The organism is Yeosuana marina (genome assembly GCF_011762485.1).
Lineage (GTDB): Bacteria > Bacteroidota > Bacteroidia > Flavobacteriales > Flavobacteriaceae > Yeosuana > Yeosuana marina.
Map to the genome: position 1 here is coordinate 95,226 of NZ_JAAKGI010000046.1, position 18,538 is coordinate 113,763.

At 32.3% G+C, this 18,538-nt stretch carries 22 protein-coding genes; 7 read left to right on the forward strand and 15 right to left on the reverse strand.

Features of this window, described 5'->3' with window-relative positions; translation table 11 throughout:
• The 11 genes from G5V56_RS18080 to G5V56_RS18130 all read right to left on the reverse strand — a co-directional run bounded on the left by G5V56_RS18080 (nucleotide 1) and on the right by G5V56_RS18130 (nucleotide 10,494).
• A complete protein-coding gene (locus G5V56_RS18080; protein ID WP_166967784.1) occupies nucleotides 1-1,317 on the reverse strand; it encodes a TolC family protein in 1,317 nt (438 codons plus the stop codon).
• The gene (locus G5V56_RS18085; protein WP_166967786.1) at nucleotides 1,307-1,927 is read right to left on the reverse strand and encodes a TetR/AcrR family transcriptional regulator; all 621 of its coding nucleotides are present in this window, start codon (nucleotides 1,925-1,927) and stop codon (nucleotides 1,307-1,309) included. The genes G5V56_RS18080 and G5V56_RS18085 overlap by 11 nt, the downstream gene beginning before the upstream one ends.
• Nucleotides 1,928-2,083: 156 nt before the next feature.
• On the reverse strand, nucleotides 2,084-3,364 hold the full coding sequence (locus tag G5V56_RS18090; protein WP_166967788.1) for an NAD(P)/FAD-dependent oxidoreductase: 1,281 nt from the start codon (nucleotides 3,362-3,364) through the stop codon (nucleotides 2,084-2,086).
• Between the two features lie 154 nt (nucleotides 3,365-3,518).
• Complete coding sequence (locus tag G5V56_RS18095) at nucleotides 3,519-3,665, reverse strand: hypothetical protein (protein ID WP_166967790.1); 147 nt, start codon at nucleotides 3,663-3,665, stop codon at nucleotides 3,519-3,521.
• Nucleotides 3,666-3,825: 160 nt separating this feature from the next.
• Nucleotides 3,826-4,590: a tryptophan synthase subunit alpha gene (trpA, locus tag G5V56_RS18100; RefSeq protein WP_166967792.1), complete on the reverse strand. Its 765-nt coding sequence runs from the start codon at nucleotides 4,588-4,590 to the stop codon at nucleotides 3,826-3,828.
• Between the two features lie 140 nt (nucleotides 4,591-4,730).
• Entirely contained in the window at nucleotides 4,731-5,912 is a 1,182-nt protein-coding gene (trpB, locus tag G5V56_RS18105; protein WP_166967794.1) for a tryptophan synthase subunit beta, read from the reverse strand.
• Nucleotides 5,913-5,976: 64 nt separating this feature from the next.
• Entirely contained in the window at nucleotides 5,977-6,639 is a 663-nt protein-coding gene (locus G5V56_RS18110) for a phosphoribosylanthranilate isomerase (RefSeq protein ID WP_166967796.1), read from the reverse strand.
• Nucleotides 6,636-7,421: an indole-3-glycerol phosphate synthase TrpC gene (gene trpC / locus G5V56_RS18115; protein WP_166967798.1), complete on the reverse strand. Its 786-nt coding sequence runs from the start codon at nucleotides 7,419-7,421 to the stop codon at nucleotides 6,636-6,638. Before trpC ends, G5V56_RS18110 begins: the two co-directional genes overlap by 4 nt.
• Nucleotides 7,422-7,525: 104 nt before the next feature.
• The gene (gene trpD / locus G5V56_RS18120) at nucleotides 7,526-8,518 is read right to left on the reverse strand and encodes an anthranilate phosphoribosyltransferase (protein ID WP_166967800.1); all 993 of its coding nucleotides are present in this window, start codon (nucleotides 8,516-8,518) and stop codon (nucleotides 7,526-7,528) included.
• Between the two features lie 3 nt (nucleotides 8,519-8,521).
• On the reverse strand, nucleotides 8,522-9,088 hold the full coding sequence (locus G5V56_RS18125; protein WP_166967802.1) for an anthranilate synthase component II: 567 nt from the start codon (nucleotides 9,086-9,088) through the stop codon (nucleotides 8,522-8,524).
• Nucleotides 9,089-9,090: 2 nt separating this feature from the next.
• Nucleotides 9,091-10,494 (reverse strand): anthranilate synthase component I family protein, encoded by a 1,404-nt coding sequence (locus G5V56_RS18130; RefSeq protein ID WP_166967804.1) that lies wholly within the window; start codon nucleotides 10,492-10,494, stop codon nucleotides 9,091-9,093.
• A 256-nt stretch (nucleotides 10,495-10,750) separates the two neighbouring features.
• Here G5V56_RS18130 and G5V56_RS18135 point away from each other — a divergent pair, with 256 nt between their 5' ends.
• From G5V56_RS18135 to G5V56_RS18150, 4 genes are all read left to right on the forward strand, one after another.
• Complete coding sequence (locus G5V56_RS18135) at nucleotides 10,751-11,296, forward strand: TlpA disulfide reductase family protein (protein ID WP_166967806.1); 546 nt, start codon at nucleotides 10,751-10,753, stop codon at nucleotides 11,294-11,296.
• Between the two features lie 33 nt (nucleotides 11,297-11,329).
• Entirely contained in the window at nucleotides 11,330-11,917 is a 588-nt protein-coding gene (locus G5V56_RS18140; protein WP_394366214.1) for a thioredoxin family protein, read from the forward strand.
• A 77-nt stretch (nucleotides 11,918-11,994) separates the two neighbouring features.
• The gene (locus G5V56_RS18145; protein ID WP_166967810.1) at nucleotides 11,995-12,303 is read left to right on the forward strand and encodes a rhodanese-like domain-containing protein; all 309 of its coding nucleotides are present in this window, start codon (nucleotides 11,995-11,997) and stop codon (nucleotides 12,301-12,303) included.
• A 6-nt stretch (nucleotides 12,304-12,309) separates the two neighbouring features.
• Nucleotides 12,310-12,714, forward strand: coding sequence for a rhodanese-like domain-containing protein (locus tag G5V56_RS18150; protein WP_166967812.1), 405 nt, complete (start codon nucleotides 12,310-12,312; stop codon nucleotides 12,712-12,714).
• 75 nt (nucleotides 12,715-12,789) lie between these two features.
• Here the strand turns inward: G5V56_RS18150 and G5V56_RS18155 are convergent, their stop codons facing one another.
• A complete protein-coding gene (locus G5V56_RS18155; RefSeq protein WP_166967814.1) occupies nucleotides 12,790-13,164 on the reverse strand; it encodes a group I truncated hemoglobin in 375 nt (124 codons plus the stop codon).
• A 108-nt stretch (nucleotides 13,165-13,272) separates the two neighbouring features.
• Nucleotides 13,273-14,379, reverse strand: a complete 1,107-nt coding sequence (locus G5V56_RS18160; protein ID WP_166967816.1) for a nickel-binding protein — start codon at nucleotides 14,377-14,379, stop codon at nucleotides 13,273-13,275.
• A gap of 147 nt (nucleotides 14,380-14,526) precedes the next feature.
• On the opposite strand from G5V56_RS18160, the gene G5V56_RS18165 reads away from it, so the two are divergent.
• From G5V56_RS18165 to G5V56_RS18175, 3 genes are read left to right on the forward strand one after another with little or no spacing between them, the layout of a single operon-like run.
• Nucleotides 14,527-15,477 carry a M28 family peptidase gene (locus G5V56_RS18165; RefSeq protein WP_166967818.1) on the forward strand — a complete coding sequence of 317 codons (951 nt, stop codon included), beginning with the start codon at nucleotides 14,527-14,529 and terminating at the stop codon, nucleotides 15,475-15,477.
• Complete coding sequence (locus G5V56_RS18170) at nucleotides 15,470-16,153, forward strand: SDR family NAD(P)-dependent oxidoreductase (protein WP_166967820.1); 684 nt, start codon at nucleotides 15,470-15,472, stop codon at nucleotides 16,151-16,153. The genes G5V56_RS18165 and G5V56_RS18170 overlap by 8 nt, the downstream gene beginning before the upstream one ends.
• A gap of 3 nt (nucleotides 16,154-16,156) precedes the next feature.
• Nucleotides 16,157-16,792 carry an HAD family hydrolase gene (locus G5V56_RS18175; RefSeq protein ID WP_166967823.1) on the forward strand — a complete coding sequence of 212 codons (636 nt, stop codon included), beginning with the start codon at nucleotides 16,157-16,159 and terminating at the stop codon, nucleotides 16,790-16,792.
• A gap of 44 nt (nucleotides 16,793-16,836) precedes the next feature.
• Here the strand turns inward: G5V56_RS18175 and G5V56_RS18180 are convergent, their stop codons facing one another.
• Both G5V56_RS18180 and G5V56_RS18185 read right to left on the reverse strand, forming a co-directional pair.
• Nucleotides 16,837-17,448: a class I SAM-dependent DNA methyltransferase gene (locus G5V56_RS18180; protein WP_166967826.1), complete on the reverse strand. Its 612-nt coding sequence runs from the start codon at nucleotides 17,446-17,448 to the stop codon at nucleotides 16,837-16,839.
• Nucleotides 17,449-17,774: 326 nt separating this feature from the next.
• A complete protein-coding gene (locus tag G5V56_RS18185; protein ID WP_166967830.1) occupies nucleotides 17,775-18,512 on the reverse strand; it encodes an MIP/aquaporin family protein in 738 nt (245 codons plus the stop codon).
• Nucleotides 18,513-18,538 lie beyond the last annotated feature (26 nt).

The following is an 18,538-nucleotide window of genomic DNA, read 5'->3' on the forward strand; positions in this document are numbered from 1 at the left end:
TTAGTTGTTTATTGAGCTTATTAGTTGACCTTGAGCGCTTAGTAATTCGTAATATTTTTGAGAGATATTGGCTTTAGCATAGGTTACATTTAACTTAGCTTGAAGTTGATCGACATCGGCTTCTAGTAAATCATTCGTATCAACTAAGCCATTATTATATTTATCTTTTACGATACGATAATTTTCTGAGGCTTGAATTTCAGATTCTGAATACACATTATATTTTTTCAGAGCCAGTTGGTAGTCTTCTTTGGCATTTTCTATTTCCACTTTAATTTGGTCTGAAACCATATTAATCGTGTATTCAAGGTCTTGGGTTTTACTTTTAGCTAGTTTAATATCGCTTTTAGCTTTAAAAATATCAGATAGATTATATGAAATACCGAGACCAACGTTCATAGCATTATTAACGGTTAAGGCATTTTGTAAATCCAAAGCAATGTAGCCTCCCGTTAGTACTAAGGAAGGAAAGTATTTACTTTTTGCTACTTTAATTTGATTTTTTGAAGCTTCTTCTTTGTAACGAAGTGCTTCCAAATCACCTCTTGATGACAAATCTGATTCAATTGCTGTTTGATTAGAGACTAGATTAAAATCAGGGTCTAAAGTTTCAATTTGAGTGTTTTTAGGCAATTTTAAAAGTGTTGCCAATCTGTAATTAAGAATACGTTTGTTTTTTTTAGCTTCATCGAGTGATAATTGAATACTAGATTCTTGAAGCTGGGCTTTTAATAAATCATTTCTGGCTAATAAGCCGTTTTGTTCCATGGCCGAAAAATCTATTACACGCTGGTGTGCACTTTTCAGATTTTCCTGAATTAAATCAATAGTTTTTGCAGCTTTATATAAATTTAAAAAATCATTTATAACATGAACACTTAATTGTTCTTTGTCGTTTTTAGCGCTAAATGTTGCAGCTTTATATAAGTTATCACTAGCTTTAATTGTGTTTTTAAGTTTAAAACCAGAAAATAAGGGCATCGTTACATTGGCTTGTCCAAGTAGTAGTTGATTGACTTTTGGTGTACTACCATTTCCTGAATTAGAACTATTTTCTCCAGTACTAATTTTTAAATTAACATTGGCATTGGTTAAGTATAGATATTGTCCAGATAGCTTAACATCTGGATATTGAAGATTTTTAGTGACGTTCAATTCGCTTTCTGCAGATGAAACCTTAGTATCGGCTATCTTCGAAGCATCACTATTTTTTAGGGCTATACTAACAGCTTCTTGTATAGTTAGAGGTTCTGTTTCTTGTGCTTTTAGGATTGAAATGGATAAAAAACAGACCAGTATATAAATTTTAATTTTCATAGGTAAGTAAAGCTTTTATAGTGGTTTGAATATGTTGTGTGAGTTCATTATGAACATAGTGCTCAATAGATGCATCATCTTCTAAATTCATTAAGTTTTTGTAATATTTTTTGTTGTAGTAAAAATGAAAATAGGTACCTAGAATAGTGGTTGTTAAAAGTTGTATGTTTACGTTGTTAGTAAAAACTCCTTTATTTTGTCCTGTTTTTACAAAGGCTTCAATGACTTTAAGATTTTGTTTTTTTTGTTCTAAATAAAGATTAAAATCAATTTGTCTAGTTCCGTTTGAGAATTCAAAATTGATGATTTTGTGAGTTCGTCTGTTTCTATGAATGCGTTTTACAATGAAGCTGATAATGTCATCTAAAATTTCCAAATGAGGTTTGCTTTTTGAAATTACAGACTCTAATTGCATTCTAAAATCAGACATACGGTATACTAAAAGTGCTTCTAAAAGTTTTTCTTTAGATCCGAAGTAATAAGATATCATGGCAATATTTATATCTGCCACTTTTGAAATTTGCCTAACGGATGTACCATCAAAACCGTTGTCAGCAAACAGTTTTTCAGCTGTTTCTAATATCTCTATTTGTTTTTGATTTAAGTCCATCTTGAACTTTTTTAAAATTACGCCCCAAAATTAAACAAATGTTTAAATTAAACGTTTGTTTAACTTAATTTTTGATAGAATTTTAACACTCAAAGGTTTTCGGTTTAAAGTTGAGGTAGTAAAAAAGAGTAGAAGATGATTAACTCTGAAAAAGCATTAATCTATTTTTTGTTTTACTTTTTGAACAGCTGGTTTCATTATAATTCTTAAGGTACTGTCATTATTAAAATAGCTAATAGTCCAATTCATAAAAATCAAGAGTTTATTTTTAACGCTTAATATAAGCATCAAATGGATAAACATCCAGGTAAACCAAGCCATGCGCCCTTGAAAACTGAATTTAGGTAAATCTACAACTGCTTTACGTTTACCAATAGTAGCCATCGAGCCCTTATCGGTATATTCAAATTCTTTTTTGGCTTTATGGTTGCTTAAGTTTTTTAAATTTTTTGCTAAAAGTTCAGCTTGTTGAAGAGCAACACTAGCAACCTGAGCATGTCCATGAGGATATTTAGGAGTTTCCATATAAGCAATATCTCCCAAGGCATAAACATGATCTAAATGTTTAACTTCATTAAATCGATTTACTATCAAACGGTTTCCTCTTGAAAAGCTTTCTTTAGGAAAACCCTCAATAAAATTACCAGTAACGCCAGCAGCCCAAATAACATTTTTAGACGCTATTTTATCGCTATTGTTTAAGGTAACTATGGCGCCATCATAGTCTTTAACAATAGTATTTGTTTTAACAATAACACCTAATTCCTCTAAATATTCCTGAGACATTTTTCTAGAACCATCGCTCATTGGATTTAGTGTGTGCGGCGTTCCTTCTAACAGATAAATGGTTAGTTTTGAGAAATCTTTATCAGGATAATCTTTAGGAAGAATATAGCGTTTCATCTCTGATAACGCGCCTGCCAACTCAACACCTGTAGGACCTCCTCCTACAATAACAAAATTTAATAAGGATTGAAGTTTGTCTTGGTCAGTAGTGTTTAAAGCATCTTCAAAAGTTTGAAGAATACGATTTCTTAGCTGAATAGCCTCTGGAATTGTTTTCATTGGATAGGCATAATCCTTCAAATTTTCATTTCCAAAATAATTGGTGGTACAGCCTATAGCGATAACTAAATGGTCGTAATCAAATTTCCCTATCGACGTTGTAATGAATTGTTTGTTATAATCCACATGCATCACTTCGGCAATTCTAATCTTTACGTTTTTAGCTTTTTGAAAGACTTTCCTAAGCGGAAACGAAATACTTGCAGGTTCTAATCGAGCCGTAGCAACTTGATACATTAAAGGCTGAAATTGATGAAAGTTGTGTTTATCAATTAAATAAACTTCAAAAGAAGGGTTGTTTATTAAATCTTGTGCGAGGCGTAATCCAGCAAATCCAGCACCCACAATGACTATTTTTTGAACCGTTTCCATAGCAAATTTTTTGAATTACAAAGTTCTCAAATTCGTTAATAGTATGAATGCATTTTGTTGTTAAATGTTTAATAAAAAGACACCATTTACGATGGTGCCTTTTTATTAAGTTAAGTTTTAGAAAAACTTTTCTAATTAAGAATTCTAAAACTAATTATTTTTTGTTTTGCTGTTTTTTTATTGTTTTTTCATCAATATCAAAATCGTTTTTTTGATTATTGGTACCCCCAATATTTGGATTTGTTGGGTTTTTTTGTTCTTCAGTTCTTTCAAATTTCTTTTTGTCTTTAATAATTCCCATAGTTTTATTTTTTTTGATTCAACTATAACTTAAAAATAATAAGCTGAAATTTTATTAAAAACATCTTAAAACTTGATGTTGAAATGTTAAAACGTCTACATGTTTAATGCTGTAGTTGCTTTCTTTTAAGGAATTTTAATCACTAGCTTATTAAAGGGGCTTAATTTAAAATTGAATGCACAAATTTATTGATTGTACTCTTTCCATTATTATTTAGGTGTTTTATAAAAGCACTTCCAATAATGGCGCCTTTGGCATATTTAGTAGCTTGAGAAAATGTTTTGTTGTCCGAAATACCAAAACCAATAATTTGTGGGTTTTTTAAATTCATGTCAGAAATGCGTTTAAAGTAATCAGTTTGTTCTTCCCCAAAACCAGATTGACTTCCTGTAACACTCGCGGTACTCACCATATAAATGAATCCGTTTGAAACGGAATCAATAAAACGAATGCGCTCATCGGAAGTTTGAGGTGTGATTAAAAACACATTAATTAAGCCGTATTTTTCAAAAGTAGCTTTGTAGTCATCATGATACACATCAACCGGTAAATCGGGTATAATTAAACCATCAATGCCTATTTCCTGACATTTTTTACAAAAATCTTCAACTCCATATTGGAGCATCGGGTTAAAATAGCCCATAATGATTAATGGGATTTCAACCGTTTTTCGAATATCTTTTAATTGATCGAAAAGGACTTTAGTAGTCATTCCGTTTTTAAGCGCTTGTGTGGAGCTCTTTTGAATAGTTGGCCCGTCAGCTAAAGGATCACTAAAGGGTAAGCCTATTTCTATCATATCAACTCCATTTTTTTCTAAATCTTGAATAATGGAAACGGTATCGTTAAGATTTGGGTAACCCGCTGTAAAATATATAGAGAGGAGTTTTTTGTTTTCTTTTAATTTTTTATTTATTCTGTTCATTTTGAAATGTTTATTGCCACTAATTCACGAATAATGTTCTTTTGAATACGGATTCTGCGTTAGGGATTGAGCAATTTGTTTGAGCTCTTCTTTTTGAAAGCGAGTTGAGAAAGCCCGACCCTTGTGGTAACGCCATAATTTTATAATTTAAAATAATCTATATACGTATTTAAATCTTTATCGCCACGACCAGAGAGACTCACTACGACTATATCGTCTGGTTTAAATGTTTTATGTTCGAAAATAGCCAAGGCGTGAGCGGTTTCAATGGCTGGAATAATACCTTCTAATTTGCATAATTCTAAGCCAGCTTTCATGGCATCGGCATCGGTGATAGACATGAATTGGGCGCGCCCGGTTTTAGATAAATGCGAATGCATAGGGCCAACACCTGGATAATCGAGACCTGCCGAAATAGAGTAGGGCTCAGTGATTTGTCCGTCGTTGGTTTGCATCAATAATGTTTTGCAACCATGAATTATGCCTTCTTTTCCTAATACAGAGGTTGCGGCGCTTTCACCAGAATCAATGCCTAGCCCAGCAGCTTCAACAGAAATAATATTGACATCTTCTTCGTGCAGAAAATGATAATAAGTTCCAGCGGCATTACTGCCACCACCAATACAAGCGACTACATAATCGGGATTTTCTCGGCCTTCATGTTCTTTTAGCTGCCATTTTATTTCTTCGGAAATAACCGATTGAAAACGTGTTACCATATCTGGATACGGATGCGGCCCGATGGCAGAACCAATAATATAATGTGTATCGACGGGATTATTAATCCAATCTCTAATGGCTTCGTTGGTAGCGTCTTTTAAGGTGCGACTTCCCGATAAAGCAGGAACAACGGTGGCGCCTAACATTTTCATTCGAGCTACATTAGGAGCTTGACGTGCAATATCAATTTCGCCCATATAGACAATACATTCTAACCCCATTAAAGCACAAACTGTTGCAGTAGCAACACCGTGTTGCCCCGCACCCGTTTCAGCAATAATGCGAGTTTTACCCAAACGTTTTGCCATTAAAATTTGTCCAATAGTATTATTGATTTTGTGAGCACCTGTATGGTTGAGATCCTCACGTTTTAAATAAATTTTGGTATTGTATTTTTCACTAAGACGTTTAGCCAAATATAATGGTGACGGCCGACCAACATAATCTTTTAGTAGCTGATCGAATTCTTCTTTAAACGAAGGTTCTGCCATGATTTTAAGATAGTTTTGGCGTAATTCTTCTACATTAGGATATAGCATTTCTGGGATGTATGCACCACCAAACTCGCCATAATATCCTTTTTCGTTTACATTGTAGTTCATATAAATATTTTATTTGTCATCGTGAACGACGTGAAGCAATCTTTTGATAAGATTAAGTCTACATTCATTCTTCATTCATCGTAATGACGTTATTTTTAAATTCTTTTAATAGTTCAATACTTTTTAATCCTGGTTCAATTTCAAATTTACTATTTACATCGATGGCATAACAATATTTTGATTCTTCTTTACTGAAAAACGATTTGATTGTTTCAACTTCTTCAAGACCAATGCCACCACTTAAAAAATAGGGTTTGGTTGATGGATAATTTTTCAAAACACTCCAATCGAAGGTGTAACCGTTTCCACCAGGTAATTTTCCTTTGGTGTCGAACAAGTAGAAATTACATACGCTTTCATAAGGTTTTAAAAGATTAAAATCGAAATTGTCTTTTATTGAAAATACCTTGATGATTTCTATTTTTTTGTCAATATGTTCTCGACTGCGCTCGAACTGATTTTTTAAAGTTTTGCAATATTCGGGAGACTCGTCACCATGAAGTTGAACTACTTGTAAATCATGTGTTTTAATTTTTTCAATGACCTCTTCTAAATCGGTATCAACAAAGACTCCCACTTTTTTAATGGTGTTTGGTAGTTTTGGTATGTCTCCTTTAAAATGTCTTGCAGATTTATCATAAAATATAAAGCCCAAATAATCTGGTTGCAATGCGGCAAGGTGTTCAATATTATCTGGATATTTCATACCGCAAACTTTTAGCTTCATGATTGTAATGCTTTAATAAATTCTTTAGCGCTATACCCAGCATTATCTGTTTTCATAAAATTTTCACCTATTAAAAAACCTTGATACCCGTAGGGTTTTAATTCTTTAATGGCTTCAATATTGCTAATACCACTTTCAGATACTTTTACAAAATCGTTTGGGATAAGTTTGCTTAGTGTTTTGCTCGTATCTAAACTAACTTCAAAGGTTTTTAGATTTCTGTTATTTACACCGATCATATCTAGACTCGGCATAATCGATTTATGTAACTCATCTTCATTATGAACTTCAAGAAGAACATCAAGTTGCAAGCTTTTCGCTAATTCAGAAAATTGTTTGATTTCCTCCTTAGTTAAAATAGCTGCAATTAATAAAAGAACATCGGCGCCATAGGCTTTAGCTTCAATAATTTGATACGCATCAATAATAAATTCTTTACGTAACAATGGTAAACTACAACTAGCACGAGCTATTAATAAATCGTCTAAAGAACCTCCAAAATATTTGGCATCAGTTAGTACAGACATGCCACAAACGCCTGCATCTTCATACCCTTTAGCAACATCAAATACATTTAATTTTTGATTGATAACGGATTTTGAAGGTGATCTGCGTTTATGCTCAGCAATAATACCCGAATTACTGTTTTTTAAAGCGGAAGCTAATGAAATAGTCGGTTTCGCAAACAAAATTGACGTTTCCAATTGTTTTATTGGAATTAACGATTTTCTTAAATCGACTTCAAGGCGTTTGTCGGCTACGATGTGGTCTAATATGTTCATTTTATTTTTGATTCGTCATTGCGAGACTTTTTGAAAAAAAGTTGTGGCAATCTGTTTTTTACAAGAGATTACTTCGTCGCTTCTCTTCTCGTAATGACGTTATTTTACTTACTTAATTCTTGAATTTTTTGTAATGATTTTAATCCTTTTCCAGAGAGCAATGACTCTTTAGCCATTTCAAATCCTTCTTTGTGCGTAATTTGTTTGGTGGTTGCAATGGCTAAACCGGCATTGGCGCAAACCACATTGTTTTGAGCTTCGGTACCGTTTCCTTGAATGACATTCATAAATATTTTAGCGGCATCTTCAACTGTGCTTCCACCAAAAATCTCTTCTTGTTTAATTTGCGAAACGCCTAAATCTTCTGGAGAAAACATGCTTTCAGAATGGTTTGAAATTACTTTCGTTTTACCAGTTAATGAAATTTCATCATAGCCATCTAAGGCATGAACAACCGAATAATTTTTATCCGTATTCTGATATAAATAGCCGTAAAGACGCAGCAATTCTAAATTAAAAACACCAACCATTTGATTTTGTGGAAAAGCAGGATTTACCATAGGACCTAACATGTTGAAAAAGGTTTTTACACCTAATTCGCGACGTATTGGCGCGACGTTTTTCATGGCAGGATGGAATAATGGAGCATGTAATACGCAAATCCCAGCTTTATCAATAGAACGTTTTAAAAAATCTTCATCATTTGAAAATTTTATTCCAAGATATTCCATAACATTGGAAGATCCGCAAGCGGAAGATACGCCATAATTCCCATGTTTTGCGACATGAACACCAGCACCTGCCGTTACAAAAGACGAGAGTGTTGATATATTAAATGTATCTTTTCCATCGCCGCCAGTTCCGCATAAATCGATCGTATTAAAATCTTTTAAATCTATAGGGATACATAATTCTAAAAGGGCATCTCTAAAGCCTTTTAATTCTTCAAGCGTAATATTCCGCATCATATAAACTGTAAGAAATGATGCTATTTGACTTTGGTTATACATACCATTTGATATATTAACCAACGCTTGTTTTGCTTCATCACTTGATATGATTTCGTGATTTATAAGTCTATTTAATAAATGTTTCATAGCTTAAGAATTAATCCAATTTTTAAGAATTTGTTTCCCATTCGGCGTTAAAACAGATTCTGGATGATATTGAACACCTTTAACATCATATACCTTATGGCGTAATGACATGACTTGTCCGTTTTCGTCAAACGAAGTGGCTTCCAAAACATCTGGTAAATTTGGATCTACAACCCACGAATGATAGCGACCAACTTCAATAGTTTTATCTAACCCTTTAAACAGTGGTTCGTCACCAACACTTATGGTAACATTAGTAGAAACGCCATGATACACATCCTCTAAATTAATGAGCGATCCTCCAAAAACTTCTCCGATAGCTTGTTGGCCTAAGCACACGCCTAAGATACTTTTAGTTGGTGCAAATCTTTCGATAATTGGTTTTAATAAACCTGCTTCATCTGGAATGCCTGGTCCTGGAGAGAGTACAATCTTATCAAAAGGCTCCACGTCATCTAATGTTAATTTATCATTTCTAACAACGGTTACATCGCAATCTAAATCTTCTAAATAATGAACAAGATTATATGTAAAACTATCGTAATTATCTATTACTAAAACTTTCGTCATTTTTAAATATTTTCTGCTAATTCAATAGCTTTTGTTAATGCTCCTAATTTGTTGTAAACTTCTTGTAATTCTGTTTCTGGATTTGATTTTGACACCAATCCTGCACCAGCACGCCAATGTAATTGGTGGTTTTTACTTAAAAACGTTCTAATCATAATGGCATGATTGAAATTGCCATCAAAATCCATAAAACCAATAGCACCACCGTAAAATGAACGACTTGTTTTTTCGTATTGTTCGATAAGCTGCATAGCACGATGTTTTGGTGCGCCACTTAATGTTCCTGCTGGAAAGGTGTCTGCGACCACTTGCATGGTATATGTTTCTTTGTGTTTTTGTCCTGTTACTTTACTTACCAAATGAATAACATGCGAGAAAAACTGAACTTCTCTGTAGGTGTCGACCGTTACGTGACTTCCATGTCTGCTTAAATCATTTCTTGCTAAATCAACAAGCATCACATGCTCGGCATTTTCTTTGTCATCAACCTTTAATTGTTTTGCTAATTCGGCATCTTGTAAATCGTTTCCAGTCCGTTTAAACGTTCCTGCAATGGGATGGATTTCTGCTTTTCCGTCGCTCACAATAAGTTGCGCTTCGGGCGAACTTCCAAATATTTTAAAATTTCCGTAGTCAAAATAGAATAGATAAGGAGATGGGTTGATACTTCTTAGAGCGCGGTAGACGTTAAACTCATCACCCTTAAATTCTTGCGAAAAACTTTTTGATAATACAAGTTGAAACACATCACCACGAGCACAATGTTTTTTTGCTAATTCTACATGATGTTTGTATTCTTCATCAGTTAAATTAGAAGAGATATCTCCATTGGAAGCAAAATCGTAGGAGGCAAAATTTCTAGCTTTTATTAAGTGGTCTATGTCATCAATATTACTTTCACTTTCATAACAATGAGCAAAAATATAAGCTTCATTTTTATGATGATTGATGGCAATAATATTTTGATAAACGGCGTAGTAAACATCAGGAATGGTTAAAGAGTTTTCTTTTTTAGAAATCTCTATATCTTCAAAATAACGTACGGCATCATAAGCTAAATAACCAAATATTCCATTATTAATAAATTTGAAATCAGTTTCAGAATTCACCTTAAACCGTTTAGTGAATTGATGGATTTCTTCTGTAACATTGGTGCTTTCATCAATTTTAGTCGATAAAGAACTTTTATCAGGAAAATTTTGCACAATTGTTTCATTTTCTACTTTAATAGATGCAATAGGATTAAAACAGATATACGAAAAACTATTACTGTTAGCATGATAGTCGCTACTTTCAAGAAGAATACTGTTTGGGTATTTGTCTCTAATTTTTAAGTAAATACTAACAGGCGTAATAGTATCTGCTAGAATTTTTTTGTAATGTGTGTAAAGGCTAAATGTTTTCATTTTTTTTCATTAAAAAAAGGCTTGTCGTGAACGACAAGCCTTTTTGATATTTTTAGATTTAAATATACTAAGTGACTACTTCACGAAATGACGTTTCGAAAGCTCCACCACCAAGTATTATTTAAAATTGTGTTCATATTTTTTATTTGCATCAAATATAGAAAAGACAATATAACTACACAATACTTTATAGTTTTTTTATTTAAAAATTTGTTAAACTCTCTCTATCTCGTCATGTATTAGGTAATTTTAGCATATGAAATATATATGGCTTATTATTTTATTAGGTATTTTTTCCAGTTGCAAACAAAACAAAAGCGATAATAAAGCATCAGCAAACAAAGTTGAAACTGCTCAAGCTATTAAAATTAATACAGATAGTATTCAATTAGATGTGTATGATTTTAATGGTTTTAAAAAGTTCTTAAATAAAAAGGACGATAAGATTCATGTTATTAACTTTTGGGCCACTTGGTGTGCGCCTTGTGTTAAGGAATTACCTTATTTTGAGAAGTTGAACAAAACATATAAGGATAAGCAAGTTGATGTGGTTTTAGTAAGTCTGGATTTTCCACATTTGTATGAAACCAAGTTAAAACCCTTTATAGTAGAAAATAAGCTAACATCCAAAGTAATAGCTTTAGACGATGTTGATATGAACTCATGGATTCCTCAAATTAATAAGGATTGGTCTGGTTCAATTCCGGCAACCATGATATATAAAAATGATAAAAGTGAGTTTTTCGAACAATCTTTTACATATGAAACTTTAGAAAACGAAGTCAATAAATTTTTAAAATAATAGCTTATGAAAACACCTTTTTTAGTATCAATTATGATTATCACTTTTTTAAGTGATTTTAATAGTAATACAACAACCGTAAATGACAGTTATAAAATTGGAGACGTGGTGTCTGATTTTAAATTAAAGAATATTGATGGAAATATGGTTTCTCTATCAGATTACGATGACGCAAAAGGATTTATAATTGCTTTTACCTGTAATACCTGTCCGTTTGCAAAAGCCTATGAAGATAGAATAATAGCTCTCGACAAAATGTATGCCTCAAAAGGCTATCCTGTTATTGCCATTAATCCAAATAACCCAATGGCACAGCCGGGAGACAGTTTTAAAGCTATGCAGATGCGGGCTAAAGAAAAAGGTTATACATTTCCATATTTAGTTGATGAAGGTCAACATGTATATCCAAAATTTGGAGCCACCAAAACGCCTCATATGTTTGTGTTGCAAAAAACAAAACAAGGAAACGTGGTTAGATATATTGGCGCAATTGATGATAATTATAAAGATACTTCGGCAGTTAAAACAAAGTATGTAGAAAATGCTGTAGATGCTTTGTTAAAAGGAGAAGAAATTAAAGAAAAGGAGACTAAGGCTATAGGCTGTTCAATAAAAGTTTAATACTATAGAATACTTCATTGTTTTATATGGTAAGTTATTATAGATATATTATTTTTGCGATTCATAAATAAAAAAATATGGAAGATTTAACACAAGATGAGTGGGTAGAACAGCTTGAAAATGATGGAAAAGCTGTGATATTAGATGTAAGAACTGATGCCGAAGTAGCAGAAGGTATGATACCTAATGCCATTCATATAGATATTTACAGAGGTCAAGATTTTGTTTCAGAAATTGAAAAACTTGATAAGAATAAAAATTACTATGTCTATTGCAGATCGGGTAATAGAAGTGGTCAGGCTTGTAAGATTATGAATCAGTTAGGTTTTGAAAACGCTTATAATCTTATTGGTGGAATGTTACAATGGGAAGGTGATATAGAATAATAAATTATGAAAAATAAAAATATATTAGTTGTTTTTTCTGTTTTGTTTTTTGTTGTATTTACAAGTTGCAAAGGAAACTATGATGATAGTAAATTAAAAGTTATTTCTCCAAAAGAAATGCAGACACTTTTAAAGAAGGATAATGTGCAATTATTAGATGTAAGAACTCCAAAAGAGTATAGTGAAGGATTTATTGCCAACGCACAAAATATAGATTATTTCTCACCAACATTTGATGAGGACATCAAAAAACTAAATAAAGAAAAACCAGTTATTGTATATTGTAAAAGTGGAAGACGAAGTGCTAAGAGTTCTGAAAAACTTCTAGATGCTGGTTTTGTTAAAATATATGATCTTGAAGGCGGTATTGTTGAATGGCAACATGAAGGATTACAAATTAATAAGAAGTAAAAAACACCCAAAATTGAGTGCTTTTTAGCCTTAGTAAGTAATGTTTTACTAATTTCGGTTTAGTTTAATTGTGATTTATTTTGATAAAATAGACTCTTTTAATGACCATAAAATGGCTAATACATCTTTTTTAGAGTCTTCATCAATATTATTTTTATCTAGAGCCATAAAAATATCATCAATTACGTGCATGTATTCTGCAGGACTTATATTCATACCCGTATGCGCAGTTACCATATCTTTTCCTTTATAATTATTGGGTCCACCACTACCAGCAACAAAAAAATCAATTGTGTGGTTTTTTATAATAGCCAATCGCTCAGGTTGCTCTTTTAAAGGAAGAAATCGTGCATTTACTGCTGTGTTGTTCATGTGGTTCTCAACGGTGTCATCAACGATTGTTGAAATACCTTCACGACCACCTAATCTTTCAAAAAGTGTTTTACTCATTATTATTTATTTATTGGTTGAACACCAAACTTATAAATACAATGAGTAGTTTACTTCTACATTTAATTCAAATAACTCTAATTTTGAGTCATTTATAAAAAATGGAACCTAAGATATATGTTGTTGAATATATTTTGAAGGGAGAATATGGTATTTGTCTAAAAAGCATTTCGAAAAATAAGCAGGACTGTTAAATCCTGTTTCAAAAGCGATTTCAGAAATATTACCTTGTTGCTTATATAATAATTGTAACGCTTTATGTAACCTGAATTCCTTTAAAAAATTGTTAGGTGATAGTCCTGTTAGGTTTTTTAATTTTCTGTTTAATTGTGATTTGCTATACCCTAAGGCTTTACTAAAAAAGCTGACATCAAAATCAGATTTATGCCATTTATCTTCAATAAAATCCATCAATTGTGTTAGAAATTTTTCATCAGTTGCTTTTAATACTCTTACAGACTCTTTATCAACAGTAGCATTTCTGTTTTCACTTTCATAAAGTGCGTTTACTTCAGAAGTGATAACAAAAGTCTCTTTAATAATATCACACATGCGAGTTGCTAAAGTTATAGCCTCTTCAAATATGTTTTCTTTATCTGTTACAGGAACACCAGAACTTATTGCTATGTTTAGTTTTCTGCTTGAAGGATCAAATTTAGGCGTCACGTATTTGAATTGATATTGAATTTTTTGTGCGCATAAAACAGCATCGGTAACAGTTTTAAAAGAAACTAAATAATTATTATTGTTTTTTTTGACAATGTTGCCATTAAACTTATGGAAACATTTTGATACACTATTGTGAAATTTTTGAGTAAAAATAGTAAATTGATTGGCTTCAAGTCTATCTAAAAAATTACTAGTTTCAATAACCATTAAAACTCTAAAAGCAGGGTCGTTTATGATGTTTAATGCTGTATTTTGTGATTTTTCAGGATCTTCTATTCTTCCTAAAAATGATTCAACTATGTTGCCATCTACCTCAATAATACGCTTTGGAACATCTCCATGTGCGTGAGTATGCAAGTCTTTAAGAGCCTTTTTATTAGGAGCTTCAATCAAACAAAAAGCTGTTTGCCTTTTTTCATCGCACCAGTAGGTTAATCCACGACAATTAAACTTATGTTCAATTTTTAAATCAGCTTGATGCATTTCTGCAACATGTTCAGCAGTAACTCCATCGGGCATTTCATGAAGATCTAAATATATTGGCATGGTGTTTATTTTTATTCAATTTAGTGATTATTAGTGTATTAATCAAAAAAAGAAGTTAACCTGATTTATTAAAATTGTGTTTGTAAGGTAAAAACTCATGTATGGCGTATTGTTTTTTTTATCTTTAAACTCAAATTAATTGGTTGTATGAAAAAAATAATAATACTGTTGTGTTTAGGATTAGTCATTAGTTGTAAATCATCTTTAGAGAATCAAATAAATAAAACAGAAATTTCTCAGAGTGAAGTAAAAGAGCATGTTGCATTTTTGACTTCAGATGCATTAAAAGGCCGTAATACTGGGACTCCAGGCATAGAAACTGCAGCTAAGTATATTGAAAATGTATTTAAAAAAAATGAAATTAAACCCTATTTTGAAACCTATAGAGATACGTTTAATGTAAAAGATATTGTTGGCTATAATATTGTGGGGTTTATAGAAGGAAGTGATCCTAAATTAAAAAACGAATTTGTTATTATTGGAGCTCATTATGATCATATCGGGTATGCGAAAACAGTTGATAATGATTCTATTGCAAATGGGGCTAACGATGATGCGTCAGGAACGAGTGCTGTTTTAGCTTTAGCAAAATATTTTTCAAAAACGAAAAGCAATAAACGAAGTCTTATTATGGCTTTATTTTCAGGCGAAGAGTTAGGCCTTAAGGGATCTGAACATTTAGCGACAAGGCTAAAAGCACAAAATATAGATTTATATACTATGCTTAATTTTGAAATGATTGGTGTGCCTTTTAAAGATAGAGATTATGAAGCCTTTGTGAGTGGTTACGATTTAAGTAATATGGCTGAGGTTATGAATGCTCAAATAGGGTCAAATTATTTAGGGCGATCTGACGTAGCGGTTAAATATAATTTATTTAAGCGTTCCGATAATTTTGCTTTTTATGAGCAGTTTAAATCGCCGTGTCAAACTATTTCAAGCTGCGATTTGTCTAATTATGATTATTACCATCACGTAGATGATGAAGCCGATAAATTAGATTATAATCATATGGCTAATTTGGTTAATAAAATGATTCCTGCCATAGAACATATTTGTAATTCAGCAACAAAAGAAATTAAAATGAACAATGAGTAAAAATGTAATTATAACAGGAACCAGCAGAGGTATTGGATTTGAATTAGTGAAACTATTCGCCGAAGCAGGTCACAAGGTATTGGCGCTGTCGCGGAATGAAAAACCTATTAAGAGTCTTAAACTTAAAAATGTTACCCCTTTTTCTTTTGATTTGAGTAAAGAGAGCGATTACAAAACAGTGATCGATTTTATTAAAACCGAATGGAAACAGGTTGATATTTTAATTAACAATGCAGGAACACTTTTAAATAAACCGTTTGCCGAAACAGCCATTAAAGATTTTGAATACGTTTATAAAGCCAATGTTTTTGGTGTTGCTGAAATGACAAGAATTGTTGTGCCATTCATGAAAAAAGAGAGCCATGTCGTAACCATAAGTTCTATGGGTGGGGTACAAGGTAGTATGAAATTTCCAGGGTTAGCAGCTTACAGTTCTAGTAAAGCTGCAGTAATTACACTAACAGAATTATGGGCGGAAGAGTATAAAGAAACCGGTCCCAGTTTTAATGTTTTGGCATTGGGTGCAGTACAAACTGAAATGTTAGAGGAGGCATTTCCTGGCTATCAAGCGCCAACAACTGCTTTAGAAATGGCGCTCTATATTTTTGAGTTTTCTGTTAACGCAAATAAATATTATAACGGAAAATTACTTCAAGTTTCTAATTCAACCCCTTAGTATATGAGTAATTACAAATGTGTAATTTTTGATTGTGATGGTGTATTGGTAGATAGCGAACCCATTGGTAATCAAATATTGGTTGATATGGCAAACCAACTTGGAGCGAATATAGATTTAGATTTTGCCATGAAACATTTTAAAGGTAGTCATTTTAAGGAGTGTGTTAAAATTATTGAAGAACTAGTAAAACAGTCTATTCCTGAAACCTTCGAAATCGAATACAGAACAAAAAGCTTAGAGGAATTTGAAAAACATTTGAAACCTATTGAAGGCGTAACTAACGTTATTGAACGATTACAAATGCCATTTTGCGTCGCGTCTAGTGGTATGAAATCAAAGATGGAGTTTAATTTAAATTTAGTTGGTTTATTACCTTATTTTGAAGGTAAACTATTTAGTTGTTACGATATTCAGAAATTTAAACCAGAACCCGATGTCTTTTTGTGGGCAGCAAAAACTATGGGGTTTCAACCACACGAATGTGTTGTAATTGAAGATAGCTTATTAGGTGTTAAAGGAGCTCTTGCCGGAGGTTTTGATGTGTTTGGTTTTACAGCTCATGATTATAATAATGAATTAGAAGGAATGGCTACCAAAACGTTTGATGATATGGAACAACTTTTAAAAATGTTGTAATTTTTGAGACTTGTTTAATTGTTAAGATAATAACTGTAAGCTAATTATTTTCTTCCAGTTAACAAGAATACAGGATATTTGCCTGTAGGTTTTTCAACCACACTTACAGTTTCAATTTTTAAATCTTTAAAACCTGCTTTTTTTGCAGTGTTTAGAAATTCTTCTCTGTCGAATCCAAAATGAAATACGCCTGTATCTGTTGTGTGGAAAGAACCATCTTCTAGGTCAAGGTCGGCAATAGCAATAAATCCATTCTTATTTAGTAATGAATAAAATTTCCTGAACAACTCTAATACATTTTTTATGTGATGAATTGTCATGGAAGAAATAATAGCATCAAATGTTTTATTAAATGCTTCTTTTGTTAAATCAATTTCTATTAGTTCAAGTTCACACTCAATTATATCTTTTTTAGACCTTAAAACTTCATTCATTGAAGTTGAAATGTCAACTGCTGAAATTTTTTTGACGTAAGGCGCAACTTCAGTTAATAATAATCCAGTACCCGAACCAAAATCCATAATACTCATGTCTTTTGAAAAAAATGACTCTTTTAAAATTCCTTGTGCAATGTTTTCAACGTTTACAGTTCTAGGCTTATGTGTGTCATAGTCTTTTGCCTTTTCTGAAAAATAATCTTTTTGTACGGACTTCATTTAACGTGTTTTTTGTAGGTCATATCAGGATGAAAAACGTTTCAATGCTTGTTTAGCTTAGTTAAACGAAGTTAGTTAAAATTCATAAAAAATCAATCTTTTAACTTCTAATAAATACTGTGTTTTTTATTATGCAAGGCATGCTCCAAGAGTATATTTCAGATAAATCCACGGCACAAGTTTTAAACCAGCTAAAACATGACAACCTTTGACCGGAACAATTGAAAAAGAACGTAAAAATACATCATGGTGATTAATTACTTTCATTTGAAAAGATATGTCGAAACAAAAACTAGCAGTAAAGCTAACAGATTCATTTAATTTTTTTAAACTAGAGAAACATATAATAAAGCTGCGATTACAGATCCAATAATAGGTCCTACAATTGGAATCCAGGCGTATCCCCAATCACTGCTTCCTTTTATAGGTAAAATAGCGTGCATAATTCTTGGGCCTAAATCACGTGCAGGGTTAATCGCATATCCAGTAGTGCCGCCTAATGACAAACCAATTACCCATACCAAAATAGAAACAGGTAGTGCTCCAATAGAACCCAGCCCTATAATAGCCCTTGCATCAACAGTACCAACTAAATCAAGTTTTGGTCCTGCCAAATAAAAGATTACAAATATTAAAACAAAGGTTCCTATAATTTCACTTGTTAAGTTTGAAAGAGTATTTCTTATTGCTGGTCCTGTGCTAAAACAAGCCAATTTACCACCTTCATCTTCAGTGACTTTAAAGTGATCTTTGTAAAATAACCAGACCAAGAAAGCGCCTAACATAGCTCCAATCATTTCTCCTGCTATATATTCTGGAACTAAACTCCAAGCAACTTTACCTGCTACCGCTAAACCAATAGTTACTGCAGGATTTAAATGGGCACCACTATATGGGCCAGCGACAACAACTCCCACAAATACAGCAAAAGCCCATGCCGTTGTTATTACCATCCAACCTGAGTTGTTTCCTTTAGTTCCGTTTAATACAACATTAGCTACGACGCCGTTTCCCAATAAAATAAGCAACATAGTGCCTAATATTTCTGCTACTAGAATTGACATGATTTTTATTTATTTAAAGATTTATT